Annotated in this window: 26 protein-coding genes; 17 read left to right on the forward strand and 9 right to left on the reverse strand. The window is 60.2% G+C overall.

Translation table 11 applies throughout. From position 1 onward, the window contains the following. Positions 1 to 48: 48 nt before the first annotated feature. Positions 49 to 1173 (forward strand): winged helix DNA-binding domain-containing protein, encoded by a 1125-nt coding sequence (locus F8O05_RS04190; protein ID WP_158051511.1) that lies wholly within the window; start codon positions 49 to 51, stop codon positions 1171 to 1173. A gap of 108 nt (positions 1174 to 1281) precedes the next feature. Here the strand turns inward: F8O05_RS04190 and qcrB are convergent, their stop codons facing one another. From qcrB to ctaE, 4 genes are read right to left on the reverse strand one after another with little or no spacing between them, the layout of a single operon-like run. Then, the gene (gene qcrB / locus F8O05_RS04195) at positions 1282 to 2895 is read right to left on the reverse strand and encodes a cytochrome bc1 complex cytochrome b subunit (protein ID WP_158051512.1); all 1614 of its coding nucleotides are present in this window, start codon (positions 2893 to 2895) and stop codon (positions 1282 to 1284) included. Then, positions 2879 to 3961 carry a cytochrome bc1 complex Rieske iron-sulfur subunit gene (gene qcrA, locus F8O05_RS04200; RefSeq protein ID WP_158051513.1) on the reverse strand — a complete coding sequence of 361 codons (1083 nt, stop codon included), beginning with the start codon at positions 3959 to 3961 and terminating at the stop codon, positions 2879 to 2881. Before qcrA ends, qcrB begins: the two co-directional genes overlap by 17 nt. Positions 3962 to 4015: 54 nt before the next feature. Further along, positions 4016 to 4852, reverse strand: a complete 837-nt coding sequence (gene qcrC / locus F8O05_RS04205) for a cytochrome bc1 complex diheme cytochrome c subunit (RefSeq protein ID WP_158051514.1) — start codon at positions 4850 to 4852, stop codon at positions 4016 to 4018. 34 nt (positions 4853 to 4886) lie between these two features. Continuing rightward, entirely contained in the window at positions 4887 to 5522 is a 636-nt protein-coding gene (gene ctaE / locus F8O05_RS04210) for an aa3-type cytochrome oxidase subunit III (RefSeq protein ID WP_158051515.1), read from the reverse strand. 128 nt (positions 5523 to 5650) lie between these two features. Between ctaE and trpD the strand changes: the two genes are divergently transcribed. From trpD to paaZ, 8 genes are all read left to right on the forward strand, one after another. Continuing rightward, a complete protein-coding gene (gene trpD, locus F8O05_RS04215) occupies positions 5651 to 6721 on the forward strand; it encodes an anthranilate phosphoribosyltransferase (protein ID WP_158051516.1) in 1071 nt (356 codons plus the stop codon). A 40-nt stretch (positions 6722 to 6761) separates the two neighbouring features. Next, positions 6762 to 7022 carry an HPr family phosphocarrier protein gene (locus F8O05_RS04220; RefSeq protein WP_192497031.1) on the forward strand — a complete coding sequence of 87 codons (261 nt, stop codon included), beginning with the start codon at positions 6762 to 6764 and terminating at the stop codon, positions 7020 to 7022. A gap of 15 nt (positions 7023 to 7037) precedes the next feature. Beyond that, entirely contained in the window at positions 7038 to 7547 is a 510-nt protein-coding gene (locus F8O05_RS04225; RefSeq protein WP_158051517.1) for a hypothetical protein, read from the forward strand. A gap of 126 nt (positions 7548 to 7673) precedes the next feature. Beyond that, a complete protein-coding gene (locus tag F8O05_RS04230; RefSeq protein ID WP_192497032.1) occupies positions 7674 to 7955 on the forward strand; it encodes a GlsB/YeaQ/YmgE family stress response membrane protein in 282 nt (93 codons plus the stop codon). 176 nt (positions 7956 to 8131) lie between these two features. Further along, the gene (locus F8O05_RS04235) at positions 8132 to 9346 is read left to right on the forward strand and encodes a thiolase family protein (protein ID WP_158051519.1); all 1215 of its coding nucleotides are present in this window, start codon (positions 8132 to 8134) and stop codon (positions 9344 to 9346) included. After that, positions 9346 to 10173, forward strand: coding sequence for an enoyl-CoA hydratase/isomerase family protein (locus tag F8O05_RS04240; protein ID WP_158051520.1), 828 nt, complete (start codon positions 9346 to 9348; stop codon positions 10171 to 10173). Before F8O05_RS04235 ends, F8O05_RS04240 begins: the two co-directional genes overlap by 1 nt. After that, a complete protein-coding gene (locus F8O05_RS04245; protein ID WP_158051521.1) occupies positions 10174 to 11037 on the forward strand; it encodes a 3-hydroxyacyl-CoA dehydrogenase family protein in 864 nt (287 codons plus the stop codon). A gap of 143 nt (positions 11038 to 11180) precedes the next feature. Beyond that, entirely contained in the window at positions 11181 to 13313 is a 2133-nt protein-coding gene (gene paaZ / locus F8O05_RS04250; RefSeq protein ID WP_158051522.1) for a phenylacetic acid degradation bifunctional protein PaaZ, read from the forward strand. A gap of 87 nt (positions 13314 to 13400) precedes the next feature. On the opposite strand, the gene F8O05_RS04255 is transcribed toward paaZ, so the two are convergent. The 3 genes from F8O05_RS04255 to F8O05_RS04265 all read right to left on the reverse strand — a co-directional run bounded on the left by F8O05_RS04255 (position 13401) and on the right by F8O05_RS04265 (position 15970). Further along, on the reverse strand, positions 13401 to 14021 hold the full coding sequence (locus F8O05_RS04255) for a TetR/AcrR family transcriptional regulator (protein WP_318655807.1): 621 nt from the start codon (positions 14019 to 14021) through the stop codon (positions 13401 to 13403). Between the two features lie 23 nt (positions 14022 to 14044). Beyond that, positions 14045 to 15424 (reverse strand): AMP-binding protein, encoded by a 1380-nt coding sequence (locus F8O05_RS04260; protein WP_158051523.1) that lies wholly within the window; start codon positions 15422 to 15424, stop codon positions 14045 to 14047. 87 nt (positions 15425 to 15511) lie between these two features. Continuing rightward, positions 15512 to 15970 (reverse strand): hotdog fold thioesterase, encoded by a 459-nt coding sequence (locus F8O05_RS04265; protein ID WP_225735725.1) that lies wholly within the window; start codon positions 15968 to 15970, stop codon positions 15512 to 15514. Between the two features lie 246 nt (positions 15971 to 16216). Between F8O05_RS04265 and paaA the strand changes: the two genes are divergently transcribed. The 6 genes from paaA (at position 16217) to F8O05_RS04295 (ending at position 21060) form a co-directional block, all read left to right on the forward strand. Further along, positions 16217 to 17209 (forward strand): 1,2-phenylacetyl-CoA epoxidase subunit PaaA, encoded by a 993-nt coding sequence (gene paaA, locus F8O05_RS04270; protein WP_158051524.1) that lies wholly within the window; start codon positions 16217 to 16219, stop codon positions 17207 to 17209. 71 nt (positions 17210 to 17280) lie between these two features. Next, positions 17281 to 17598: a 1,2-phenylacetyl-CoA epoxidase subunit PaaB gene (gene paaB, locus F8O05_RS04275; protein WP_158051525.1), complete on the forward strand. Its 318-nt coding sequence runs from the start codon at positions 17281 to 17283 to the stop codon at positions 17596 to 17598. After that, positions 17595 to 18425: a 1,2-phenylacetyl-CoA epoxidase subunit PaaC gene (paaC, locus tag F8O05_RS04280; protein WP_158051526.1), complete on the forward strand. Its 831-nt coding sequence runs from the start codon at positions 17595 to 17597 to the stop codon at positions 18423 to 18425. The genes paaB and paaC overlap by 4 nt, the downstream gene beginning before the upstream one ends. A 6-nt stretch (positions 18426 to 18431) precedes the next feature. Continuing rightward, complete coding sequence (gene paaD / locus F8O05_RS04285) at positions 18432 to 18986, forward strand: 1,2-phenylacetyl-CoA epoxidase subunit PaaD (protein ID WP_158051748.1); 555 nt, start codon at positions 18432 to 18434, stop codon at positions 18984 to 18986. Continuing rightward, positions 18986 to 20200, forward strand: coding sequence for a 1,2-phenylacetyl-CoA epoxidase subunit PaaE (paaE, locus tag F8O05_RS04290; protein ID WP_158051527.1), 1215 nt, complete (start codon positions 18986 to 18988; stop codon positions 20198 to 20200). Before paaD ends, paaE begins: the two co-directional genes overlap by 1 nt. 89 nt (positions 20201 to 20289) lie before the next feature. Then, complete coding sequence (locus tag F8O05_RS04295) at positions 20290 to 21060, forward strand: enoyl-CoA hydratase/isomerase family protein (RefSeq protein ID WP_158051749.1); 771 nt, start codon at positions 20290 to 20292, stop codon at positions 21058 to 21060. A 45-nt stretch (positions 21061 to 21105) separates the two neighbouring features. Here F8O05_RS04295 and F8O05_RS04300 read toward each other — a convergent pair whose 3' ends face one another. Beyond that, positions 21106 to 23595: a DNA gyrase/topoisomerase IV subunit A gene (locus F8O05_RS04300; RefSeq protein ID WP_158051528.1), complete on the reverse strand. Its 2490-nt coding sequence runs from the start codon at positions 23593 to 23595 to the stop codon at positions 21106 to 21108. A gap of 77 nt (positions 23596 to 23672) precedes the next feature. On the opposite strand from F8O05_RS04300, the gene F8O05_RS04305 reads away from it, so the two are divergent. After that, positions 23673 to 24803 (forward strand): alkaline phosphatase family protein, encoded by a 1131-nt coding sequence (locus F8O05_RS04305; protein ID WP_192497033.1) that lies wholly within the window; start codon positions 23673 to 23675, stop codon positions 24801 to 24803. Positions 24804 to 24819: 16 nt separating this feature from the next. On the opposite strand, the gene sepH is transcribed toward F8O05_RS04305, so the two are convergent. Further along, the gene (sepH, locus tag F8O05_RS04310; RefSeq protein ID WP_158051530.1) at positions 24820 to 25902 is read right to left on the reverse strand and encodes a septation protein SepH; all 1083 of its coding nucleotides are present in this window, start codon (positions 25900 to 25902) and stop codon (positions 24820 to 24822) included. Positions 25903 to 26092: 190 nt separating this feature from the next. On the opposite strand from sepH, the gene F8O05_RS04315 reads away from it, so the two are divergent. Further along, positions 26093 to 26389: a DUF4193 domain-containing protein gene (locus tag F8O05_RS04315; RefSeq protein ID WP_158051531.1), complete on the forward strand. Its 297-nt coding sequence runs from the start codon at positions 26093 to 26095 to the stop codon at positions 26387 to 26389. Positions 26390 to 26395: the final 6 nt, after the last annotated feature.

The following is a 26395-nucleotide window of genomic DNA, read 5'->3' on the forward strand; positions in this document are numbered from 1 at the left end:
CACTGCCAAAGAGGAGCCTGTTGGGACTCGTCGCATATACTCTGCGACATGTCCGAACAGGCTCCTTTGGCGTTCCAAGACCTCGTGAGCCATCGGCTCCTATCCCAGGGACTCGTATCGCCCACTGCGTCGCAAACCCCGCTGCAGGCCGCCGAACGGCTCGCTTGCACGCAGGGACAACACCTGGGCGGAGTCATTGCTGCCCTGGCCCTACGAAGTGGCGGCAACCCCACAGATGTGGTCGCCGCCTTTGACTCTGCCCATATCGTCCGCGCGTATCCGATGCGTGGCACCGTGTTCGCCGTTCCCGCAGCCGATGTGCAGTGGATGAGTGCAATAGCCGGTACCCGGTCGGTCCGCGCGGCCACCCGCAGGCGCATCGAACTCGGACTCACTGATGAGTATCTCGGCAGGATCAAAGAAGCGATCCTCCGGTTACTGGCGGAAGCGCCCGAGGGCGCGCTTTCCCGCGGCGAATTGAGTGACGGCCTCGAACAGAGCGGAACCCTACTCAACGCGGCACAGCGATATCACGTGCTGTTCACGCTGATCGCCTCCGGAACGTTGGTCTATGGCCCGCTGCGGGGGCGCGAGCATCTTGTGGTGAGCGCTGCCGATTGGTTGCCGGCGTCAGGAACCCTCGAAGCTCGGTTTAACGGCGATGAGCTAGCTGCCACTGCTGAATGGCTGCGTCGCTATCTCGTCGGCCACGGGCCTGCCACACTGCGAGATTTTGCGTGGTGGACGAAGCTGCCGCTGGGGCAGGTTCGAAAGGCAATGAATACTTTCCTGGGTGGTGCGGAGCTGGAGCATTATGGACTGAACGCCGCAGGCGAGCCGCTGTGGGGCGCTGGCGGATTGACTCCGTATGTAGAACAGAACCACGCTGCAATCGCCGCTGCGAGGCTCCTGCCGCCGTTTGATGAGCTGCTGCTGGGATATCAGGACCGCAGCGCCATAGTCTCGGACGACCACCACCGCAAAATCGATACGGCTCGCAACGGTGTTTTTAAACCCGTGGTGTATGCCAACGGCAGGATCGTGGCTACCTGGGGGAGCGAAGGATCTGGAAAAAACCGGCGACTCGTGGTTCGGCCATTTGAGAAACCCCTGTCCAAAGCTGCCATGCGGACGCTGGAACGCGCCTTTCTCAACTATCCGGAACGTCGCTAGTTCGCTCGTCGCTAGCACGCGCAGTGAACGAGTTGACGTAAAAGGGAAAAGAATGAGGGCTCCGATAAATCGGAGCCCTCATTCGATACTTAGGTTGTCGGTAGACCGCTAGTGCAGTTCACCGTGGCCGTGGTGCTTTGCAGCCTCCACTTCGGCCGGGGTAGCACCCTCGACGCGGTCAGCGAAGAACCAGCGCGACAGACGTGAGCGCAGCTTGCCCTTGGTCTTCCCCGTTTCAGGGTCGATGTATGGCTTGACCGGTGCAAACGTGTCGTAGTTGCTGAGCTCGAACTGCTCGGTCTCGGTAAGCGGCACGTGGATCTCCTGGAATTCACCGTGCGGCAGGCGAATAACGCGACCAGATTCGTGACCGTGGAGCGCAACCGCGCGGTCCTGCTTCTGCAACGCAATGCACGCGCGGTGCACCACGAAGAAGACGATGAACGTACCCGGGATGAGCCAGAACTGCAGGAAGTGAATCACGTGCTCCATCGCGAGCTGGAAGTGCGTCGCAATAAGGTCCGAGGAAGCCGCTGCCCACATAGTTGCGTAGAAGCTGATCCAAGCAGCACCGAGTGCCGTGCGGAACGGGGCATTGCGCGGACGATCGAGCAGGTGGTGCTCGCGCTTATCACCGGTGATCCACGATTCGAGGAACGGGTATACAAACAGGCCGATAACGAAGACACCCATGAGTGCGAACGGCACAAGGATCGCGAGTGAGAGCGTGAAGTTACCCAGCGGTACCTCCCACCCTGGCGGGATAAGACGCAGGGCGCCGTCACCGAACCCGATGTACCAGTCAGGCTGCGTACCAGCCGAAACAGGGGAGGGGTCGAAGGGGCCGTAGTTCCAGACCGGGTTGATTTGGAAGAACGAAGCGATCGTGAAGATCAGACCCATGATGATGAACATGAAGCCGACTGCCTTACCTGCGAAGACAGGCAGCACAGGGTTTCCGACAACATTGTTCTCGGTCTTACCGGGCCCAGGCCACTGCGTGTGCTTGTGGACGACCATCAGCAGCAAGTGCATCGCGAGGAACACGATCAGCAGCGCCGGCAGGATCATGATGTGCAGCGAGTACAGGCGGCCAACAATGTCGGTGCCAGGGAATTCGCCGCCGAACATGAGGAAGGAGATCCAGGTACCCACGAGCGGAATTGCCAGGATCATGCCGTCAACAATGCGAAGACCGTTACCCGAGAGCAGGTCATCGGGGAGCGAGTAGCCGGAGAAGCCCTCTAGCATCGCGATGATCCAAAGCACCAGACCGATAATCCAGTTCAGCTCGCGAGGCTTGCGGAAGGCGCCGGTGAAGAACACGCGGGCCATGTGGAGCATGATCGATGCCACGAACAGCAGCGCTGCCCAGTGGTGGACCTGACGCATGAGCAGGCCCCCTCGAATATCAAAGGAGATATCGAGGGTTGAGGCCATGGCGCCGGACATGCCAATACCCTTCAACGGCACGTACTGGCCGTTGTAGGTGGTGTGGGTCATGGTCGGGTCAAAGAAGAACGTCAGGAACGTGCCCGAGAGCAAGATAGCGATGAAGCTATATAGCGCCACCTCACCCAACATGAATGACCAGTGGTCGGGGAAGATCTTACGGCCGAATTCCTTGACGGCCCCCGAGATGCTCGTGCGCTCATCGATCCAGACCGAGGCCTTGGCAATGGCGCTGTCTTCTGCGACAGGCGACTTATACGTTGTAGTCATTACGACGCTCCCAGAAGGTCGGGCCAACAGGTTCGTGGAAGTCGCTCTGCGCAACAAGATAACCGTCATTGTCGACGGTGATCGGCAGCTGCGGCAGCGGGCGACCGGCCGGTCCGAAGATGACCTCACAGTGGTTGGTCACGTCGAACTGCGACTGGTGGCAGGGGCAAAGGAGGTGGTGAGTCTGCTGCTCGTAGAGTGCCACGGGGCAACCCACGTGCGTGCAGACCTTCGAGTAGGCCACGATGCCGTGATAGGACCAACCCTCGCGCTCCGGACGCTCGTTGAGGCGGTCTTCCGGCAGACGCATGAGCAATACGACGGCCTTTGCCTTGGCGTTCAGCAGCTCGTCGTGACCGAGGTCATTAAGTCCTTCGGGGATGACGTGGAACGCAGAACCAACGGTGACGTCGGAAGCCTTGATGGGGGTGCCCGATGGATCGCGAACGAGGCGCACACCCTCATCCCACATGGTCTCGCTGAGGAGCTTGACCGGATGCTCGTTATTTCCGTTGTAGAGGTCACGCAGCAGCACAATGCCAGGCAGGGGGAGCGCTAGGACTGCAGTAATCAGCGAGTTGCGGAGCAGCTTGCGACGGCTGAACCCTGATTCTGCGTCCGCCTGAGCAAAGATTTCCCCGACGCGCTTCGCGGTCGCGGGGCTCGCGCCGGTCTTGTGGCGCGCCTCGGACATCTCCTCGTCCTTCATGAGGTACTTCGCCCAGGCAACCGTGCCGACACCCACGGCCAGCATTGCCAGTGCGATACCGATACCGATGAAGAAGTTATTCCCACGTACGGAAGTGATGTCCTCACGCGAGATCGGCCAAACGAAGTACGCGACAATCGCGAAGATCGAGGCGACCAATGAGACCCAGAACAGCGCGACGATCCAGCGCTGTGCGTTCTTTTCCTTATTCGGGTCGCTGTCGGTCACTCGGTGTCCGTGTTCCGGATGACCCGGGTCTTCGAAACTTTCTGCGGCGATAAGCGCCGTTCCGGAGTTCCCCGAGCGATCGGACGAATTGGCGGTACGGAGCTCCCCGCCGTGTTCGTCTTCAGCCATGGTTGTCCCTTTCTGGGTTGAAATTCGGAGTTAAAATCTTGTGCTTAGGAAGAGTTAGTTCGGGCGGTTGGTGAGCCAAATCGCAAATGCGACTGAACCACCGATGCCGAATACCCAGATAAAGAGACCTTCAGCGACGGGGCCAACACCACCGAGGTTGTAGCCACCGACCATGTTGGTGTTGTCAGTCATCCACACGATTGCTGTGATGATGTCTGCCTTGTCCTGTGCAGTGAGGTTCGTGTCACTGAACACAGGCATGTTCTGTGGGCCGGTCTGCATGGCTTCGTAGATGTGGACCGGATCCACAGTCTGCAGCTCGGGAGCGTACTTACCTTCGGTCAGCGCACCACCGGCGGCAGCAACGTTGTGGCACATGGCGCAGTTGATACGGAAGAGCTCGGCACCGTGCGCGGCATTGCCATCAGCCTGCGTGTACTTGGAGTCGGGAATCGCGGGGCCAGGGGCGAGTGATGCCACGTAGGCAGCCATCTGCAGCGTCTGTTCTTCGGTGAACTGGTTCTGCTTGGACGGCGCTTGCGGTGCGTTCTTCTGCATGGGCATACGACCGGTGCCAACCTGGAAGTGGACCGAGGCGGAACCGACACCGATCAAGCTCGGACCGTTGTCGGTACCGACGGCGTCCATACCGTGACAGGTGGCGCAGTTTGCGCTGAACAGCGCCTCACCTTCGGCGATGGTCTCGGTGGCGGTCATGTCGACCTCCACGGTGTCTTCAGCAGCATTCGCAACCAGCGTGTCTACTGCTCCGTAAGCACCACCTGAAAGCAGGAGTCCGACGCCGAGTAGTGCGGCCGTTGCGAGCGGTGTCCGACGTGAGCGTTTGCGTGACTTCTTCGCAGACGACGGGGACTTCGTGGCAAGTGACATTGAAAAAACTCTCTCGACTGGGGCTAATGCGCCGTTAGGCGATGAACGGAAGGAGGTAGATGACGAAGAACAGGCCTACCCAGACCACGTCAACGAAGTGCCAGTAGTAGGAGATGGCCATCGCGCTCTGCATTTCGCGCTGCCCCATCTTCTTTACCGCGTACAGACGAGCAATCACCACGAAGAAGGCAAGGATGCCGCCGAGCACGTGGAGGCCGTGGAAGCCAGTCGACATGAAGAACACGCTGGTGTAGGCGTTCAGGTTGAGGACATAGCCCTCGCTCACGAGGGTTGCGTACTCCCAGACCTGACCGCCCATGAAGATCGAGCCGAGCACTGCCGAGAGGTAGTACCACTCAACCGTGCCCCAGCCCTTGCCCTTGATGCGGAAACGCTGGCCGCGTTCGGCAGCCATAACGCCAAGCTGGCAGGTCACCGAACTCGAGACCAGGATGAGCGTGTTAATGACGGCGAAGGGGATGTTCAAGACATCGTGGCCAGCAGCGAACTGCTCTGGCGCCATCGCGCGGAGCGTGAAGAAGATCGCGAACAGGCCCGCGAAGAACATCACTTCCGAGCCAAGCCACACGATGGTGCCAATGGCTACGGTGTTTGGACGGTGCACACGAGGTGCCGATGATGCAGGATTTAGGGAAGTCACAGTTCCCATTATGACCGATTTCTCAGGTTCGCAAAGTTTGCGCACCCTGGCGAGTCTCGCTATCGAGAAATTATCGCGCCCGCATCCGAGAAGTCTCGTTCCACGGGGAGTTAATAGGTGGATATACACTTCTTCCCATGACGGATCTCCAGACGTGGCCCCAAATGCTCGAATCCCTGCTTGACGGCCTGAATCTCTCGGTTCGACAGGCTACCTGGGCGATGGAACAAGTCATGCAGGGCAAAGTATCCGAGGCCAAACTTGCGGCGTGGTTAATAGCGTTGCGCGCCAAGGGAGAAACGGTGGAGGAACTGGTCGGGTTTCGGGATGCCGTGCTCGCCCACGCGCTACCGATCGATATCACTCCGTGGGGCCTAGATATTGTCGGCACCGGTGGTGACATGATCGGTACGGTGAACGTCTCAACGATGTCGTCGTTTGTGATCGCGGCCGCGGGCGTGCCAGTGATTAAGCACGGCGGACGGGCCGCCTCTGCGAAGTCCGGTGCCTCAGACGTCCTCACAGCCCTGGGCGCCCATCACAGCTCGGCACCAGCGGCCCTGAAGCAGGTGTTTGAAGAGACCGGCATGACCTTCCTCTATGCCTCTTTGTTCCATCCCGGTTTTGCTCATGCTGGTGTCGTCCGCAAGGAGCTCGGCGTCTCGACGGTATTCAATTACCTTGGGCCGCTCACGAACCCGGCGCGCGCGGAGGCCTCTGCAGTCGGCGTCGCTAAGCATGAAGCGATCCCGCTTATTACCGGTGTGTTCCGCACACGTGGTGCGGCGGCGCTCGTCTTCCGCGGGGATGACGGGCTGGATGAGTTGACAGTGACCGGGTACTCCCACATTTGGGAAGTCGCTCGAGGTGACATTGCGGAGCATGACATCCACCCGCGAGATCTGGGTTTGGGGACCTATGATCTGGAGGAGCTCTTGGGTGGCACTCCGGAGGAGAACGCTGAGATCGCCCGCGAGACGCTTGCCGGGCGAGGAAGGAACGCGGTGCGTGACATTGTGCTCCTCAACTCTGCGGCTGGCATGGTTGCCTTTGACCTCGCCAAGGACCCTGATTCGGTCGAACGGCCCATCCGCGACCGCCTCGTGGAGAAGATTTCGGTGGCTCGTGAGACGATCGAATCGGGCGCAGCCCTGAAACAAATTGATTGTTTTGTCGCGACGACGAATCGCTTGAAGTCAGCCGAATAATCAACACTGCTCAGACGTAAAAAACGAGAGGGGAACCACTATGTCCGAGGAAATCCGCAGCACCGTGACGTTGGTGAATGAGACCGGCCTGCACGCGCGCCCCGCAGCCGACTTTGTGAAGACCGCGAGTTCCTTTGACGCGCAAATCAAAGTGAACGGTGTGGATGCAAAGAGCCTGCTCGGAATTATGGCAATGGGAGCCAAAAAGGGTACCGAGCTGGAACTCGTCGCCACGGGCGCACAGGCACAGGAAGCAATTGATGGCCTGGTTGCTCTCGTGGAGTCTGGCTTCTCCGAATAGGCATACACTGCTGCAATGGCCAAATCTCGAGATTCGGATGAATCCGAAACCCGCGTCCTGGCATTGGAATTTCGTACTCCGTTACGCCAGACAAGTCTCTCGATCATTGGCATTACGTTTGTGGCCTGGGTCGTTTCCTTCTTCCTGTTTGGATATGGAACCGACTTGGGCCGCACCCAAATCCAGGTTAGCGGCCTAGGCGACGTATTCTTCAGTTGGCTGCTGATTGCGGTGCTCGTTTGTGCGGGTTACGGGCTGGGCTATTTGCTGCTTCGTAAGCTCGCACAAGGACAGCGTGCATATCAAGAGCGCGACGTTATTCGTCTGGTGCTCGCCGAATCCTTGGCGACCACCTGCGGCGGTTATGCCGTTGGATTCTTGCCGATGACACTGATGGAGAATATGTTTGCGATGCTCGTGTGGTCGTTCGCAATCGGCTTTCTCTTTACCTTCGCAATTCTGATGCCGCGTTATGCCGCCGCGTGGAAGCGAGCTGTGGCCGAAGGCCGTCAATACTCTGGGTGAGTCGGCAGCTTTAAATTAGCTCCCGCATTTCGTTTTTGGGCCAATAAACCATGAACAGCGGCTAGCCTGGCGTCAATGCGGTCTTCGCATTGCAACGCTGAGTTTCACCGTAAGGGGGAGGACATCATGCAACTGAGCTGGATAAGTTGGATAATCATTGGTCTGATCGTCGGGCTGATAGCGCAGGCGATTACGAAGGATAAGCGAAAGCACCCGCTGTGGTTGACAGTAATTCTTGGCATCGTCGGCGGGATTGTTGGTGGCTGGATAGGCGGCTTCATTGTTGGGCCAGAAGCGCTTGAAGGCTTCTTCAATATCTGGGTGTGGCTCTTTGCGCTGGTGGGCGCCGTCATCGTCACCGCGATTTTCGAGGCAATCACCCGGGGTCGATCCAAATCATCGCGTTGATCGAGGCGGCTTGCCCGCTTCAGCTAGTCGGTCGGACCGTGTTGGTCCGGCCGATTTCTTTTCCTGAAGGCTCTTGAAGCGTGGCAATGTGTTGTGGCTTGCTCAAAGCGTTAACAAAACTGACCGAGTCCACAGTAATGTAGGCGTCGAGAGTTGGCCGACAAAGGAGTTGTCACATGTCAGAGGCATTCATTATCGATGGAGTTCGCACGCCAGTGGGGCGCTATGGCGGCGCACTGGCATCCATCCGACCCGACGATCTGGCCGCACTTGTCATCGGCGAGGTGGTAAAGCGTTCCAAGATCAATCCTGCAGCTGTGGAAGAGGTCATCTTTGGCAACGCCAACGGTGCGGGCGAGGAAAATCGCAATGTGGCGAGGATGGCCTGGCTCCTTGCTGATTTGCCACGCGAGGTTCCGGGTTATACCGTGAACCGGCTTTGCGCATCCGGGATGACCGCGATTATCAGCGCATCCCAAATGATCCGCTCCGGTGACGCGGACATTGTTGTCGTTGGCGGTGTCGAGTCAATGACCCGAGCTCCCTGGGTGGTCGAAAAGCCCGGGAAAGCTTGGGCGAAACCGGGGGAGTCCTATGACACCTCGATTGGTTGGCGCTTCCCAAATCCGCGCTTCGAGTCGGGTGAATTGTCTCGAGAAGGAAAAATGACCTACTCGATGCCCGAGACCGCCGAAGAGGTTGCTGAGCGGTTTGAGATTTCTCGGGAGGATGCAGACGCCTTTGCGGTGGAATCTCACAAGAAGGCCTTCGCCGCGATAGCAGCCGGGCGTTTCGATCGGGAAATTGTTCCCGTAGATGTTGTTGGTCGCAAGGGCGCGATCACGGTAGTGGACACCGATGAGGGGCCACGCGAGGGCACCACGATGGAGGTGCTGGCAAAGCTTCGTCCGGTGGTGAAACAGGGCGGTGTGGTTACGGCGGGTAATTCCTCTTCGCTTAACGATGGCGCCTCGGCGGTTGTGTTGGCATCCGAGGCGGCGATCAGCAAATACAACCTGGTGCCTCGCGCTCGAGTGGTGCGTGGCGCATCCGCCGGTGTTGATCCCGAAATCATGGGCATTGGTCCGGTACCGGCTACGCAGAAAGTTCTTGACCGCGCAGGGTGGTCGATTTCCGATCTGGGTGCGGTGGAGCTCAACGAAGCATTCGCAACCCAGTCACTGGCAACCATCCGCCAGCTTGGTCTCGACCACGAGATCGTAAACCGCAACGGTGGCGCGATCGCCCTCGGGCACCCGTTGGGTTCCTCCGGTTCACGGATCGCCATCACCCTGCTCAACCGGATGGAACAAGAGGGTGTCGATAAGGGGCTGGCCACAATGTGTGTGGGTGTCGGACAGGGCACCGCGATTCTGCTGGAGCGTGTGTAGTGAGCGGACTCGACCGAGAATTTGCACGGCTACGTCTTACCGAGGCCGAAGATCGTGTGACTGTGACCCTTGACCATGCCCCGACTCGCAACGCGATCGATCAACAGATGGTCGATGAACTGCACGCGATTTGCGCGGAGCTCGAGCGGCAGCCGCGCATCCTGATCCTCACCGGAGCGAATGGGCTGTTTGTTTCGGGTGCGGATATCGCGCAGCTCAAAGAGCGGCGTCGCGATGACGCGCTGCTGGGCATCAATTCCGGCATTTTTGATCGCATTGCCAGACTGCCGATGCCGGTTATTGCTGCTCTCGAAGGCTATGCGCTTGGCGGTGGTGCAGAGTTGGCGTATGCGGCAGATTTTCGGATTGCGACACCCAACCTGAAGATCGGGAACCCCGAAACGGCGCTCGGAATCATGGCTGCGGCCGGGGCCACATGGCGACTTAAGGAACTCGTTGGTGAACCCCTTGCAAAAGAGATTTTGCTTGCGGGGCGGCAACTTACCGCACAAGAGGCTTTGGCCTGCCATCTCATTACGGAGATCCATGAGCCGGATGACCTGCTCACGGCAGCCCACGCGCTGGCCGACCGCATCGCGCAGCAGGATGCACTTGCCGTGCGGATCACTAAATCGGTATTCCATACGCCACGCGAGGTGCATCCGCTGATCGACAACCTCGCCCAGGGAATGCTCTTTGAGTCTGACGCGAAATTCGCTCGGATGCAGGGATTTCTTGACGCGAAAGCGGAGCGTCGCGCTCGACGTGCGGCACAGGAAGCGACCAAGAGCGAGGCCTCGGCGCCGGACACTGAGGGACAGGAGTAAATGATGAGCACAGCCATTCCATTTCCGAGCCATGTTGGTGTGATTGGTGGTGGCCGCATGGGTGGCGGCATCGCGCACGCCTTCTTGATGGCGGGATCGCGGGTCACCGTTATTGAACGAGAACCGATTGCAGCAGCTGCGGCGCGCGAGCGGATTGAAGCTTCGGTCGCGAAGTCGATCGAACGGGGGGCCACGGACGCGAATCTCGATGAGGTCGTGCAGCGACTCGAGGTTGAGATTGACTACGGCGCGCTCACCAAATCGAATCTTGTCGTGGAGGCGGTGTTCGAAGACTTTGATGCCAAGGTCGAGGCGTTACGGAGCGCCGAACAAGTTATTGCCGCCGATGCCGTGCTTGCGTCCAACACCTCCTCGATCTCCCTCGCAACCTTGGCGGAAAATCTTTCGCGACCGGCACAGTTCCTGGGCTTGCATTTTTTCAACCCGGTACCCGCCTCCACGCTGATCGAAGTGGTGATCGCTCCGCAGACTCGACCGGATGTTGCCAGCTGCGCGCCGAGTTGGGTGGAGCAGCTTGGGAAGACTCCGGTGGTGGTGAAGGACTCACCGGGCTTTGCCTCCTCACGATTGGGAGTTGCGATCGCGCTCGAGGCCATGCGCATGGTCGAAGAAGGAGTGGCCAGCGCGCAAGACATTGACGCAGCTATGGAACTCGGCTATAAGCATCCAGCTGGACCGCTGAAGACCACCGACATTGTTGGCCTGGATGTGCGACTCGGCATCGCTGAATACCTTGCCGAGCACCTCGACGAACGGTTCGAGCCGCCGCAGATTCTCCGGGACAAAGTTGCGCGCGGGGAATTGGGCCGCAAGAGCGGCAAGGGATTTTACGACTGGGAGTGACCAAAACGAAACGGATGGGTGCTGCGAAAACTCGCACCACCCATCCGCTTCTTGTAGTCTGGTGAGGATTCCCGACCATTCGGTCAGGAAACAGGAGAACCTCAATCCGTGCGAAGTGGCACGGGAGACAGAAACGGACAAGGATGACCGACACGATGCCTCAATCGCTGGCAGCAGATATTGTTCCGAGCTATGTATGCGGTGCGTGGTGGACACCACCGCAGGGGACAACCGGGACATCGATTCGCGACACCTCAACCGGCGCAGAAATCGCGCGAGTTTCGAGTGAGGGGCTCGATACCGCCAGGGTTATTGAATATGCCCGCACCGTCGGGCGAGATGGGCTGGGGGCTCTGACGATTCACCAGCGTGCTCTCAAACTCAAGGAACTTGCCCTCTACCTCAACGAACACAAGCAATCGCTATACGACCTGTCAATGGCGAACGGCGCCACCAAGGGCGACTGCTTCTTCGACGTCGATGGCGGTATCGGTGTGCTCTTTACGATGAGTTCGAAGGGGCGGCGTGAGCTGCCGAATTCGAATGTCATTATCGACGGCGCCGTGGAGCCGATGTCAAAGGATGGCTCGTTCATCGGTGAGCACATCTACAGCCGTATTCCCGGTGTCACCGTGGAGATCAACGCCTTTAACTTCCCCGTCTGGGGCATGCTTGAAAAGTTTGCTCCAGCGTTCGTGGCGGGCGTCCCCAGCATCGTCAAACCGGCCACACCAACGAGTAACATCACCGCCGCCTGCGTGAAGCTCATTATTGACTCGGGCATCCTCCCGGAAGGTTCGCTGCAGCTCATTGCGGGTTCCGCACGGGACCTCCTCGATCACCTCGATTACCGCGATATGGTCACGTTCACGGGGTCAAAGGCAACCGCAGACCGGCTTCGCCAGCATCCGAATGTGCAGGAAGGTGGGGTGCGGTTCACCGCCGAGGCCGACTCGCTGAACGCGGCAATCCTCGGCTCCGATGTGACTCCCGAGGCGCCAGAATTCCCGACCTTCATTCGCGCGGTTGCGAACGAAATGCAAGTCAAGGCGGGACAGAAATGTACCGCGATTCGCCGGGTGATCGTGCCGCATGCGCTCGTAGAACCGGTGGTGGATGCGTTGGCCGCGCGGCTGGCTGAAAAGGTCACCGTGGGTGATCCGCGAGTAGAGGGCACGACGATGGGTGCGCTTGCTTCCTTCGAGCAGCTTCGTGACGTGCGTGCCGCCGTGGATTCGCTGGTCGCCGCCGGCGGTCAGATTGCCTATGGCAGCAATGCCTGGGATGCCGAGCAGCGCGGTGCATTCTTGTCGCCGGTGGTGCTGAAGTGGGATGACAATCGCGTGGAGGCGCTCCACAGTACCGAAGCGTTCGGGCCGGTCACTTCGGTGCTGGGCTATGACACCGTCGCTGAGGCAGTGGAATTAGCGGCAATGGGTGATGGTTCGCTTGTCGCCACCGTCTGCAGCTATGACATGGGCGAGGCCGGAGAGCTTGCGCGCGGAATTGCCGGGTACCACGGACGCATCCACATGCTCAACCGCGATAACGCTCGTACCTCGACCGGCCACGGGGCGCCGCTTCCCACCCTCGTTCACGGCGGGCCGGGGCGCGCCGGGGGCGGTGAGGAACTCGGTGGTGTTCGGGGTATCAAGCACTACATGCAGCGCACGGCAATCCAAGGCACACCTGATCTGCTGACTGCGGTGACGGGGCAGTGGCACCGCGGCGCGGCACAGAATCGTGTCGGCGACCCCGCGTTTGGTGGGACTCCGGAGGGCGAGAATGGGGCGATTCATCCCTTCCGGAAGTCGCTCGAGACACTCCAAATCGGTGACGCATTCGTGTCCGGGTTGCGGCAGGCCACCGAGCAGGAGATCACTGACTTCGCAAACACCACTGGGGATGTCTTCTACGCCCACACTGATCCGGTGGCGGCCGCGGTAAACCCCTTCTTTCCCGGCATTGTGGCGCACGGCTACCTGCTGGTGAGCTGGGCCGCGGGCCTGTTCGTCGCACCTGGACGCAGTGCCGTCTACGCGAACTATGGCATGGAGAACCTGCGGTTCATCACTCCGGTGGGAATCGACGACTCGATTCGCGTGGAGCTCACGGCGAAGCGCATTACTCCGCGCGAGACCGAGGACTACGGAGAGGTCGTCTGGGATGCTCTGCTGCTGAACCAGAACGAAGAGATTGTCGCAACGTATGACGTCTTGACGCTCGTGGCGAAGCGGGAGGAGCAGGCGCTCGGCGGGGAGAACACCGCGCAATAGGAGCGTCTGTCTGCAGCCATGCGGGCGGGAGCGGAAAATGCGAGTGGGCCGGAGCAAATCATTGCTCCGGCCCCATTCATGAGTGCGTTAGTGGCTGCGTGGACGCAACCCGTTAAACACGAGGTTGACGATTTGATCCCCGATTTGCTCGGCGCTGAGCGCCCCGCCAGGGCGATACCACTCGGTAATGGAGTTGACCATGCCGAACACGTAGCGGGTCGCTACGCTCGGATCGATGTCGGCGCGAAGTGCCCCGGTATCGTCTGCCTCGGTGACGAGTTCGGCCACCGCGACGTTGAAGTTCCGGCGCCGCTGGAGGGCTTGTCGCTCAAGATCGGTATTGCCACGCAGCCGCAGTAACAGCGTCACCGATTCCAAATCATCGATCAGCACCTGTACGGTGCCCCGTAATACGTACTCAAGGCGTTCGAGCGGCGAGCGGCCCGAGGAATTTGCCGTCTCAAGCATTCCTTCCAGGGAAGACAGTGCTCGGTCGAGGGCGCTTGCCAGGAGTTCTTCCTTGCTGGCCACGTGATGGTAGATCGCTGATTTGGATACCCCGAGTTGCTCGGCGATCATGCCCACCGTGGTGGCCTCGTACCCGTGTTGGTTGAAGAGGCTCACGGCGGCAGTGATCACGTCGCCGCGGTCATTACCGGGGCGACCACGGCGAGGGGCGGTAGTGGAATGCTGCGTCATAGTGGTCATTGAGCTTAGTTCGCCAAGGCAAGTTAGCGGTGAACCGGCAGGTGGTGTGCCGGGTATTCGCTGTGGTCACGATCGCGGTAGTCGTAGATCCGTTTGGCTTTGCCTTCCGAACGCGCAACGGTGTTTGGGTCCACGACGTGGATGCGCACCGAGGAACCAATGCGCACCTTAATGTCACTCTGGAGTGCCCGGGCACAGGCCTCGGCTTCCTCCATGGTGAATTCGGGACGACGCTCGATTACCACGGTGAGTTCGTCCATGCGCTTGGGATTCGTGAGTTCAAGGTGGTAGTAGGGGCTGAGCGCCCGTTGGTTGAGCGCGAGTTCCTCAATCTGCGAGGGAAACATATTCACGCCGCGCAGAATAATCATGTCGTCGGTACGGGAACGTACCTTCCGCATCCTTCGCATATTCGGGCGCGCGTCACCCGGCATGAGCACGGAGAGGTCCTTGGTGCGATAGCGAATAATCGGCATCGCTTCCTTGGTGAGTGAGGTGAACACGAGCTCGCCCTCTTCGCCATCAGGAAGGACTTTAGTCAGGTCGTCCTTGTCGAGAATTTCCGGGATGAACAGGTCTTCCCAGATTGTGGACCCGTTTTGGAATTCGGCGGATTCGCCAGCGACACCCGGTCCCATCAGTTCCGACAGGCCGTAGATGTCGACCGCCTTGAGATCAAAGCCCGATTCAATTTCGCGACGCATTTCCTCGCTCCACGGTTCGGCGCCGAGGATTGCAATCTCAATCGAGGTGTTGCGTGCATCCAGGCCGTTCTGGCGCATGTAATCGAGGATCGTGAGGAGGTACGAGGGGGTGCACATGATGATGCGGGGTTCGAAATCGGCCATCATCTGTACCTGGCGCGCGGTTTGGCCACCGGACATCGGGATCACTGTCAGGCCGGCACGCTCAATTCCGTCGTGCGCGCCGAGCCCACCCGTGAACAGCCCATATCCGTAGGCGTTGTGCACGCGATCGCCCTTGCGTGCCCCGGCGAGCCGCAGCACTCGAGCAACCACCTGTGCCCAGACGTCCAGGTCGTGCTCGGTGTACCCCACCACAGTGGGGCGACCGGTCGTTCCGGATGAGGCATGGATGCGGCGAATCTGATCCATCGGCACCGCGAAGGTTTTGAACGGGTAGTTTTCGCGGAGGTCTTCCTTGGTTGTGAACGGGAACTTTGCCAAGTCCTCGAGGCTCTGGAGGTCATCGGGGGAGACGCCGTGTTCGTCGAACTTCTTGCGGTACATCGGCACGTTCTCGTACGCATGTCGAACGGTCCACTGAAGCCGCTCCAGTTGTAGCGCTTCGAGCTCCTGCCGGCTCATTTGCTCTTCTGGATCGAGGGTGTCGAGATCGAATGGGATAGTCACTGCGGTTGCCTTTTCTCTCGGTGTCGTCATTGACGGCATTAAGCGTGATGTGAAGAAATCGATGTGGGGAAGGGTGATGTATCGAGGCTGCGCCGGAACCGGTTGGTGGGTTTGCGGCTAGTCGGTTTTGGGTCGCGGAATCGTGCGGCTGCGGCCGCGGAAAACGAGGATGAGTTCGGGTTGCGAACCCTTCGAATCCTGCGCAGTTACCTCGATGTCGTAGAGGCCGCTGCGGCCCTGGTGGACGGCGCGCGCACGGGCTGTGAGGGTTTGTCCGGCACGCGCAGAACGTAGGAAATTTACATCTACACCGGAAGCCACGGTGATGTGCTCGGTGTCTGTCGGGTCATTGCATGCCATTGCAAATGCACTGTCCGCGAAGGCAAATACCATGCCACCGTGCGCCATGGCGAAGCCGTTGAGCATCTCCTGACGAAGCTCCATCTGGATTTCGACGTCGCCGTACTGGGCCTTGTTGACGCGGATGCCCATCCACTGGCTCGCAAAGTCATCTTTCAATACAGGATGGTGCTGTGCGAGGTCGCGTTCCGCGATGGTGTTCTTCGTTGAATTCATTGTCTCCATCCACTTCGTCGTGAATTCCTGAACAGTCTTACAGAAAAGTTTGAATTTTGGCGAATGTCATATTGAAACGAACTGATTACGAAGTCCTGAACATCCGCCATGGGGTGACTTGACCTGGCAGAAATAACGCATAAACTGAACGCACGGTCTGTAATGTTGAAGCAGTGCAGCTTTGGGTGATTTCACCCGCATCACGACCCTGACCACATCGCTAGTTACGTCGAAGGAGACCTCCGCATGACGAACAACGTAACCGAGATCCCACACCGCGACGACGCTGACCTCGAGCGCGCCCAGGCGTATTTCGACGACATCATCGCGCGGGACTCCCGCATCGAACCCGCTGACTGGATGCCCGAGGCATACCGCAAGACACTCACTCGGCAGATCGCCCAGCACGCTCACTCCGAGATCATCGGCATGCAACCCGAGGGCAACTGGATTACGCGTGCGCCTTCGCTAAAGCGCAAGGCGATCCTCACCGCGAAGGTGCAGGACGAAGCGGGCCACGGACTCTATCTCTACTCGGCCGCCGAGACGCTTGGCACACCGCGTGACGAACTTGTCCAGCAGCTGCTCGATGGCAAGGCAAAGTATTCCTCGATCTTTAACTACCCCGCGCGCACCTGGGCAGATATGGGTGCAATCGGCTGGCTGGTTGACGGTGCCGCGATCTGCAACCAGGTTCCGCTGTGCCGCTGCTCCTACGGCCCCTACGGCCGAGCCATGGTTCGCATTTGCAAGGAAGAGTCCTTCCACCAGCGCCAGGGTTGGGAAATTCTCTACACGCTTTCCAACGGCACTCCAGCGCAGAAGCAGATGGCGCAGGATGCGGTGAACCGCACGTATGGGCCTGCGCTGCAGATGTTTGGTCCGCCCGATGACCAGTCCCCGAACTCCCAGCAGTCAATGGCCTGGAACATTAAGCGCTTCTCGAATGACGAGCTGCGTCAGCGTTTCGTCGACATGATCGTCCCCCAGGCGGAGGCGCTCGGGCTGACGCTCCCGGACCCGGACTTGAAATGGAACGAGGAGCGCGGCCACTACGACTATGGCGAGCTCGACTGGGACGAGTTCTTCGGTGTGATCAAGGGCCACGGTCCGGCCAACGCACAGCGCCTCGCACACCGCCGGGCCGCGCATGAAAACGGCGCCTGGGTTCGTGAAGCCGCTGCAGAATACGCCCGCAAGCAGGCCGAAGCCGAGGCACAGACCGCCGCGGTGGCCTAACTACATTCCGACATCAACTGTTCGGGTGGGTTGTGCGAGAGCAACCCACCCACTCAACGGAGAGAAACGCAATGAGCGAAAAGAGCAATGTCGCTGCGCCGATTCAGCGAAACCAATGGCCGCTGTGGGAGGTGTTCGTCCGCTCCTCGCGTGGTCTTAGCCACGTGCACGCGGGTTCCCTTCACGCGCCCGATGCCAAGATGGCGCTGCGCAATGCGCGCGACCTGTACACCCGCCGCAATGAGGGTGTGTCGCTGTGGGTGGTGCGCAGCGAGGACATCGTCGCGTCCGACCCCGACTACAAGGACGCGTATTTCGAGTCCTCGCAGGGGAAGAACTACCGTCACGCGACGTACTACACGAAATCCGAAGGGGTGAAGCACCTATGAGCGGGGGAGCAGGCTTCGATTCGGCCACCCTCATCTCGGCGGGCTATGCGCTCACGAGCGAGGAACTGCAACAAGCCGGCGTGCAGGCGAGCGATGACGTCGCCCAGTACGCATTGCGCTTGGGCGATGATGCGCTGATTTTGGCGCAGAACATGCTGTGGTGGGTATCGCGAGCCCCCGAGCTCGAAGAGGACATTGCGCTTGGAAATATCGCGCTGGACCTGATTGGGCACGCGCGCGTACTGCTCACCTTTGCTGGTTCGGCCTGGGATAAGACCGAGGATGATCTGGCCTACTTCCGCGAGGAAGAGGAATTCCGTTGCCTGCACCTGGTGCAGTTCCCGGGACACGACTTCGGCGAGATGGTCGCTCGTCAGCTGATCTATTCCCACTATGCCTTTGAGCAGTGGAAGCGGCTGGAACAGTCTGCGGACGAGACGATCGCTGCCATCGCGGCCAAAGCATCCAAAGAGCTTGACTATCACGTCGATCACGCGGAGGAATGGACCCAGCGACTCGGCCTCGGCACAGAAGAATCGAACCGTCGCCTGCAGGCAGCGCTCGAGTATTTCTGGCCCTATGTGGATGAGCTCTTCCAAAATGATGAACTCATCGAAACGCTCGGCCCGATCGCAGTGCGCCCATCGGAACTGCGTGAAGCGGTAATGCCTCGAATTACCGAGGCGATTGAGCAGGCCGGCCTCAAGGTCCCAGACGTCAAGCAAGCCGTTACCGGCGGTCGTCGAGGCGAGCACCGCGAAGCGCTCGGGCCCTTGCTGGCGGAAATGCAGGTGCTTGCCCGCAAGCACCCCGGCGTGACCTGGTAGGGAATGATGATCGATCAACTCGACAAAAATGACCAGCTCGACAAGAACGTGGCGCAGCGACCCACCGATCCGGAGGCAGCGCGGGTGTGGGATGTCGTGGGCACCGTGTGTGATCCAGAGATTCCAGTGTTGACGCTGATCGACATCGGGATCCTCCGCGAGGTGCTCATCGCATCCGATGGCACCCCGCAGGTAATCCTCACCCCGACCTACTCGGGTTGCCCAGCCATGGACACCATCAAGGCTGATGTGGAGCAGGCGTTGCGCGAAGCCGGTTATGAGCGATTCGAGGTAACCATGGCCCTCGCCCCCGCGTGGACAACCGACTGGATGACCCCGGCGGGACGCAAGAAGCTCGAAGAGTACGGCATCGCGGCCCCCAGCGGGAAAGCTGCCGTGGGGATGCAGCGGGGGCCGAAGCGACTTACGCTCGCGATCCGTTGCCCTCGCTGTGGCTCCATTAAGACGAACGAATTGAGCCGATTTGGCTCGACGGCCTGCAAGGCGCTGTACCAGTGCGCCAACTGCAAGGAACCGTTTGACTATTTCAAGGTGCACTAGTGACTGAAGCAACTGTTGAATCCGGCGCCGAGAACCTTGGCGCCGAGAACGCTGGCGGCGGAAATGAGGCGGGCCAGGCGCGTCGCCGAGCTGTCTTTCACACCCTCGCAGTGAGCCAGGTGCGCAAGCTCACCGACAACGCGATTGAGGTTTCTTTCGCGGTGCCGGAAGCCTTGCAAGACGAGTATGACTACGTGGCCGGCCAGTATGTCGCCCTGCGCGCGAACATCGAGGGCCAAGATGTCCGTCGTAGTTATTCGATTTGTGAGGCACCCACTCCGGGCACCATTAAGGTCGGTATCAAGCGTGACCTGGGTGGGCTCTTTTCGAACTGGGCGAACGACAACCTCGCAGCCGGTTTCGAAATGGACGTGATGAGCCCGCAGGGCGTATTCGTCTCGAAGCACCAGCTCACGGGGATGAATGACCCGGAAAAGGTTAGCGCCGAAGTAATCGCCACCGGTGCGGATCACTTCGTGGCCGCGGCGGCCGGATCGGGAATTACCCCCGTGATTGCGATTGCAAAATCGCTGCTCGAGCATCCGGGGACGCAAGTCGACCTAATTTATGCAAACCGCGCGGCTTCGGACGTGATGTTTCTGGAGGACCTTGCCGATCTGAAGGACCGCTATCCCACACGGCTTGCGGTGCACCACGTGCTCTCGAGGGAGCAGCGACAGGCACCAATCTATTCCGGTCGTCTCGATGCTGAAAAACTCGCGCAGATCTTTGAGTACATCATCGACGTGCCGAATGTGGACGAGTGGTTCCTGTGCGGACCATTCGAGCTGGTGCAGATGATTCGGGATGAGCTCAGCGAACGGGAAGTGGCCGAAGAGAGGGTTCGCTTTGAACTGTTCTCGACCGGTCAGCCGGGGGAGGGCGCTCAGTCCAGTGCGGGGCGTCCGGTGGAAGTCGATCCGGAGGGCGATAATTTCGAGATTAGCTTTGTCCTCGATGGTCTCAGTGGCGACGTGAAGTCCCCCAAGGATGCGCGCGAGACGGTCCTGAACGCGGCACTTCGTGTGCGCCCAGACGTCCCCTTCGCTTGTGCGGGCGGCGTCTGTGGCACCTGCCGGGCAAAGGTCACCTGCGGCAGCGTCGACATGGCGGAGAACTACGCGCTCGAAAAGGATGATGTCGATAACGGCTACGTACTCACCTGCCAGGCCCGGCCCACAAGTGACAAGGTCACCGTCGACTTCGACGCCTAATTGCACCCGCATCACGGCTCGACTGTCAAAATGCTCAGCCGTGACAAATGCTCAGCCGTGACGAACAGAGAGGGACCACCTGCATGGGAATGATCGAACTGCACATCGCTGAGGATGTCGCCGAGATCGTATTGAATGCGCCAAAGAAACTGAACTCGCTGGGCCAAGCGGACCTGGTGGAATTGAGCGCAAGACTCGATGAGGCGGCAGCCGCGGAGGTAAAGGCACTGCTTCTTCGCGGCGAAGGTCGCGCATTCTGCGCCGGACGCGACATTGCTGGAGTCGACCCGCAAACGGATGACGTCGCCGACTTTCTGGGAAATCGAGTCACCGGGGTCTTGCAAAAGATCAGTAGCTTCCCGGCTCCCACATTTGCCGCGGTGCAAGGCGCCTGCCTCGGTGTGGGATTGGGACTCGCGATCGCAACGGACGTGGTCTACGTTGCCGAATCGGCGAAGATTGGGTCGCCCTTCGCGAACCTCGGGGCCACGCTCGATTCGGGCGGCCACTGGTTGTTCACCGAACGGCTCGGGACCCACCGCACCCTGGACCTCATCTACACTGCGGAATTCATGACGGGTCGCGAGGCGGTAGAGCAGGGGCTGTTCAGCCGCTGGGTGCCAGATGAGGACCTCCTCGAATTCACTCGAGAACGCGTGCATCGCGTTGCCGGGGGAGCGCAACTTGCCTTCGCCACCTCGAAAGCCCTCGTGCAGCAGATCCGCGATCAGCGGATTGGTATGTGGGAATCGATTGCTGATGAGAACAAAGCGCAGGGTCAACTCTGCCTGAGCGAGGACTACGCGGAAGGCTTCAAAGCCTTCCAAGAAAAGCGTAAGCCTGAGTTTCGAGGTAAGTAACTTCAGCTCCTTGAGTAGCGTGTTGCGCTACTCAAGGAACGTTTGTTATTCGCTCGCTGCCTCGGGGTCGCCCATGGCGCGGCCCAGTGCATCCACCTGGGCCTCGAGCTGTGTGCCGGAAGCATCCCGCTTGGCGAAGCCCTGCGGGAGCCCGCGCACCGCACCGTCTTTCGCGGTAGCTCGCACCGGACCGGGCCCAACCCAGGCCAGAGCAAGCTGCGACTCCGAGCGAACAAAGCGCTGCGCACGCACACCACCGGTGGCGCGGCCCTTTCCGGGGAACTCGGAAAACTCGCTCACCTTCGCGCTTCCGAGCACATTCCCAAAGAGTGCCTCGTCGGCTGGGGGCTCCGCGATGGTGACGACCACAGCACGTTCGGACTCATCCGGGGTAAGTACCGAGAAGCTGATGACGCGTGCGTCATCACCCACCCGGATGCCCGCCATGCCTCCGGCGGCTAAACCCTGTGGGCGCACTAGCGACGCCGAGTAGTGCAGCAGCTGGGCATCGCTCGTGACGAACACGAGCTGCGCACTGTCGTCGGCGTGGGCGGCTCCCACCACTTCGTCGCCCGGCTTCAATGTGATGGCGCTCAATTCGTGCTGTGCCTTCCACTCTGCCGGATTCACGCGCTTCACGACGCCCTGCTTCGTTGCCAGCGCCAGCGGAGTGTCCACACCGAGCGGCACGAGCCCGACGATCTGCTCCTTGCGATCGGTAATGCCGAAGTACTCGCGGGCTGAAACTCCGGCGCTCATGAGCGCCGATGCCGCGGGGGATGCGGGAAGGGAAACCGGTGTTGCTCGATACACCACACCGGTATTCGTGACGGCGCCAATATGCGAGAGCGTTGAGGTTTTCACCTCCGCGAGAATCGCATCGTGTTTCGAACGACGTCGTGGCTGTGGGAAGGTATCGTCTTCGCCAAGCTCGATGCGCAAGATCTTGCCGGTGGTCGATAGCAGCACGCGAGTAGGCACATCCGGCATCTGCAGGGACTCTGGGGTCGCGGACTTTGCGGACTTGGCCGAAGCCTGAATCTGGGCATCACCTTCGATGAGCACGGTGCGACGCGGGGTTGCGAAGGCATCTGCTGCCTCACTGAGCTCGCGGCTGACCTGACTGCGCAGCAGGGCTTCGGATGCGAGGAGCGCCTCGAGTTCTTCGATTTCCTTTCGCAGCTGGTCGGCTTCTGCCTCAAGCTCGATGCGGGAAAACTTCGTGAGTCGACGCAAACGCAACTCGAGGATGTACTCGGCCTGACGTTCGGACAGATCAAACACGATCTGCAAACGTCCGCGGGCAGCCTCAGCGTCATCCGAAGAACGAATGATCTGAATGACTTCGTCAATATCGAGGATTGCGATCAGCAAGCCTTCAACCAGATGGAGCCGGTCACGGCGCTTACCGAGTCGGAATTCGCTGCGGCGACGGACTACCGAGACACGGTGTCGCAGGTAGACATCGAGGAGATCCCGCAGCCCGAGTGTCTGCGGAGCCCCGTCGACGAGGGCAACGTTATTGATGTGGAAGGACTCTTCCAAGGGCGTGTGCCGGTAGAGCTGTTCCAGTACCGCCTCGGGCACGAATCCGGTCTTGAGCTCGATGACGAGCTTCATGCCGTGTTTGCGGTCGGTGAGATCGGTGACCGAGGAGATGCCAGTGAGCTTCTTCGACTGCACACCCTGCTTGATGCGCTCAATGACCTTTTCAGGCCCGACAAGGTAGGGCAGCTCAGTGACGACAATGCCTTTGCGCCGGGCGGTGACGTTCTCAATTGCAGCGGTGGCCCGCATCCGGAATGAGCCGCGGCCGGTCTCATAAGCATCACGCACGCCATCGAGACCGATGATCCGGGCACCGCCGGGTAGGTCCGGGCCGGGCACGTGCTGCATGAGATCGACGAGCGTGGCGTCCGGGTGCTCGAGCAGGTGCTGGGCCGCCGAAATCACCTCGCCGAGATTATGCGGAGCCATATTCGTGGCCATACCCACGGCGATGCCGGAAGCGCCGTTGACTAGGAGATTCGGCCAGGCAGCAGGGAGCACCTCCGGTTGCTGAATGGAATTGTCATAGTTCGGAACGAAGTCGACCACGTCTTCGTCGAGCGATTCGGTGAGCGCCAGTGCCGCCGCTGTCAGGCGCGCCTCGGTATAGCGCGGCGCTGCGGGGCCATCATCGAGGGAGCCGAAATTGCCGTGGCCATCGATGAGTGGTACACGCTGGGTGAATGGCTGCGCGAGGCGCACCATCGCGTCATAGATGGCGCTGTCACCGTGGGGGTGAAGCTTACCCATCACATCGCCCACCACGCGGGCGGATTTCACGTGGCCCTTGTCGGGGCGCAGCCCCATCTCGGTCATTTGGAAGAGGATGCGTCGCTGCACCGGTTTCAGGCCGTCGCGCGCATCCGGGAGGGCACGCGAATAAATCACGGAGTATGCGTACTCGAGGAAGGAACCACGCATCTCGGCTGAGACGTCGACGTCCTCAATCCGTTCGAAATCGGATTGTGAAGAATCTGTCTTCGCCATGCGTCTCACTTCGTACCTGTCGGCCCGTGACCACGGGCGTTCGTTCTGGGATATTCCGCCTGTGGGAGGATAAGCGGATGGAGCCAATCGTATTCAACCGCCCCGAAAACACGCCAACTCTCGCCGACGTGTTGCCGAACTGTGTCGCGGCGATGCAGGGTGAGTCGGGAAGTCTTGGACTCCCGGCGGTTCGCGGGGTAGTGGTTGTGCTGGTCGACGGGCTCGGTGAGTCGCTGTTGCGCACGCGCGGCGGCCACGCACGGTTCACGGTCCGCGGGTGGCAGCCGGAGGAGATCGCCGTGAGCTTCCCGTCTACCACGGTGGCTGGCATCACCTCGCTGATGACCGGCGCCGCTGCAGGGGCGCACGGTTTGGTCGGCTACTCGATTTGGGATCGCAGGAACGGTGAATATCGCAATCAGCTTTCGGGCTGGGGCGACGGCATGGACCCGGCCACTTGGCAGCTTCGCAGCACGGTGTTTGAATCGCTGGTTGCCGAGCGCGCCCCAATATCCCCGGTCGTGGTGTCCACTGAGGACTACCGCAACTCGGGACTCACGCAGGCAGCGCTCCGGGGCGGCGCCTACCACGGTGCCGAGACGATGGTTGAGCGTGCGGAGCTCGCCGCCCAGCTCTGCCGAAAACTGAAGCGCCCGCTCGTATATCTCTATCACGCGGAACTCGACCAGGCGGGGCACAAGCACGGTTCTGAGTCGGGCACCTGGCTCGAGAAACTTGAAGAATTGGACTACTCGGTGGCTCAGCTGCTGGATCAGCTCCCCGAGGATATCGGTGTCCTGATCACCGCGGATCACGGCATGATCGATATTCCACACGCGGACCAGATTGATTTTACGCCGCCTCTACTCGACGGTGTGGTGGCGATCGCGGGGGAGCCTCGCTTACGGCACATCTACCTCGAGGACGGTGTGGAAGCCAATGCGCTGGCGCAGCGATATCGGGATGCGGAGGGCGAACGCGCCTGGATTTTCACGCGGGATGAACTGGTCGCCACCGGTCTGTACGGTGCGGAAGTTGCGGCGCCGGCCTTTGAACGTCTCGGCGATATTGTGGTTGCCGCGCGTGATTGTGTTACCTATTTCGGTCCGGAGATGCCCGCGAGCATGCGTCTTATGGTGGGGCAGCACGGTTCACTCACCAATGAGGAAACGATCGTGCCGCTTATCAGGCACGGAGCCTTCCGCTAAATCCCGGGCGATAACGTTAGTCGTCGTCGCCCTTGGTGCCGAAGACAATTTCATCCCAGCTGGGCATCGAGGGTCGACCACCGCGCTTACGGCTCATTTTGCCTCGCTGCCCGCGTCCTGCGGGTTCCGGCTCGAGGTTCCCGAGTGGAACCTGGTGGGGCCGAAGGTCAGCTGAATCAGCGCTGGCCGGTGCCAGGGGCTCGGAGGATGCTTCCGCGGGCTCGCTCGCGGCGTCCTGCTGCACAGGACGAGCGAAGGGGGTCACCCGCGAGGATGAGGCTTCCTCTTGGTCTTCGACGGCAACAGAGGCGTCGTTGTCGTCGAACGCAAATTCTGCCTCTTCGTCGTACGTGGCGTGCTGGCGCTCACCGCGTCGGCGACGGAGCGCCTCCAGCAAGTCTTCGGTCTCATGCGTCGTGAGGTCGGTGTGATCCTGAGGGGACATGGCGTCGCCCAGGTCATCCAGATTGTCGACGGGGATGACGCGATCGGTGGGTTCTCGTTTTACCGCCCGCAAGTGCGGACCCATGAGGGCGGTGGGCTCGCCTTGCTGTGAGAGCGTGATTGCGGCGGGTGAAGCGGGCTGCAGAGTGTGTGAGCGCGGATCAAAGTTCCACAGGGCATTGCGCGCCACGTCTTCGGTGATGAAGTCGAGCCCCACGTGCCACCCGGTCTCGGGGTCCTTCCACGCATCCCAGTGAATTTCACTCGCACCCAGTTGCTCGAGACGGTCGTCGATGGTCGAACCGAAAGTGGCGCCATCGCGGGAAAGCGGGTCGATTTGTGGCTGCAGCCGCACACCAACGGCGCGAGCCTGCTCGACGATATAGCCGCGTTCGGCAAGGATTGGACCTTCAAACCGCGCGACGGTTTCGGCATCGGCGCCGGTCTGCTCGACGACTTCCTCGACCGTTCGACCGGCACGGATGAGCTGCTGAATTTGCCGAGGCGGCACGCGCGGGCCTTCAGGTCGGGCGGCCGGACGCGGGCGCAGCGCCTCACGAAGGGACTCGTCCGCGCGCAGCCGGAAGCGATCGCCATTTTCATTGGTGGCAATGAGCCAATCGTCTTCGAGGCCGACGAAGCGAAGTTCCTGCATGAGTGCCTCCTCCAATTCGGATCCAGCTAAGGATCACAGACAGAAGGCAAAGACTCTGGAAACGCGCCCGCGCGCCGCGGAATCAATAGGATTCAGAGGCTTAAGTTGCGAACTGACAAAAGTTGGTGCAGAATAGCGCGCCGACGGGGTAAACGAACCCCCTTACAGATCTCGACTTTATTGGACGGTTATGGCCACCGACTACGACGCCCCGCGTAAGACAGACGAAGACACCGACTCAATTGAGGCGCTCAAGGAACGAGTCCCCGCATCCGGTTCACCCAATGTGGATATTGACCAGGGTGATGGTGTTCACGGGTTCGAACTTGAGGCATCGGACCTGAGCGACGTCGAGATTGAAACCGTCGTGATTCCTCGTCAGGATGACGAGTTCACCTGCATGGAATGCTTCCTGATCAAGAACCGTTCGCAGCTCTCCCCGGACTCGACAGAAGACAATCCGATCTGCAACGACTGCGCAGCGTAAGTTCGC

It is taken from the genome of Gulosibacter chungangensis (genome assembly GCF_008831155.1).
Taxonomy (GTDB): domain Bacteria; phylum Actinomycetota; class Actinomycetes; order Actinomycetales; family Microbacteriaceae; genus Gulosibacter; species Gulosibacter chungangensis.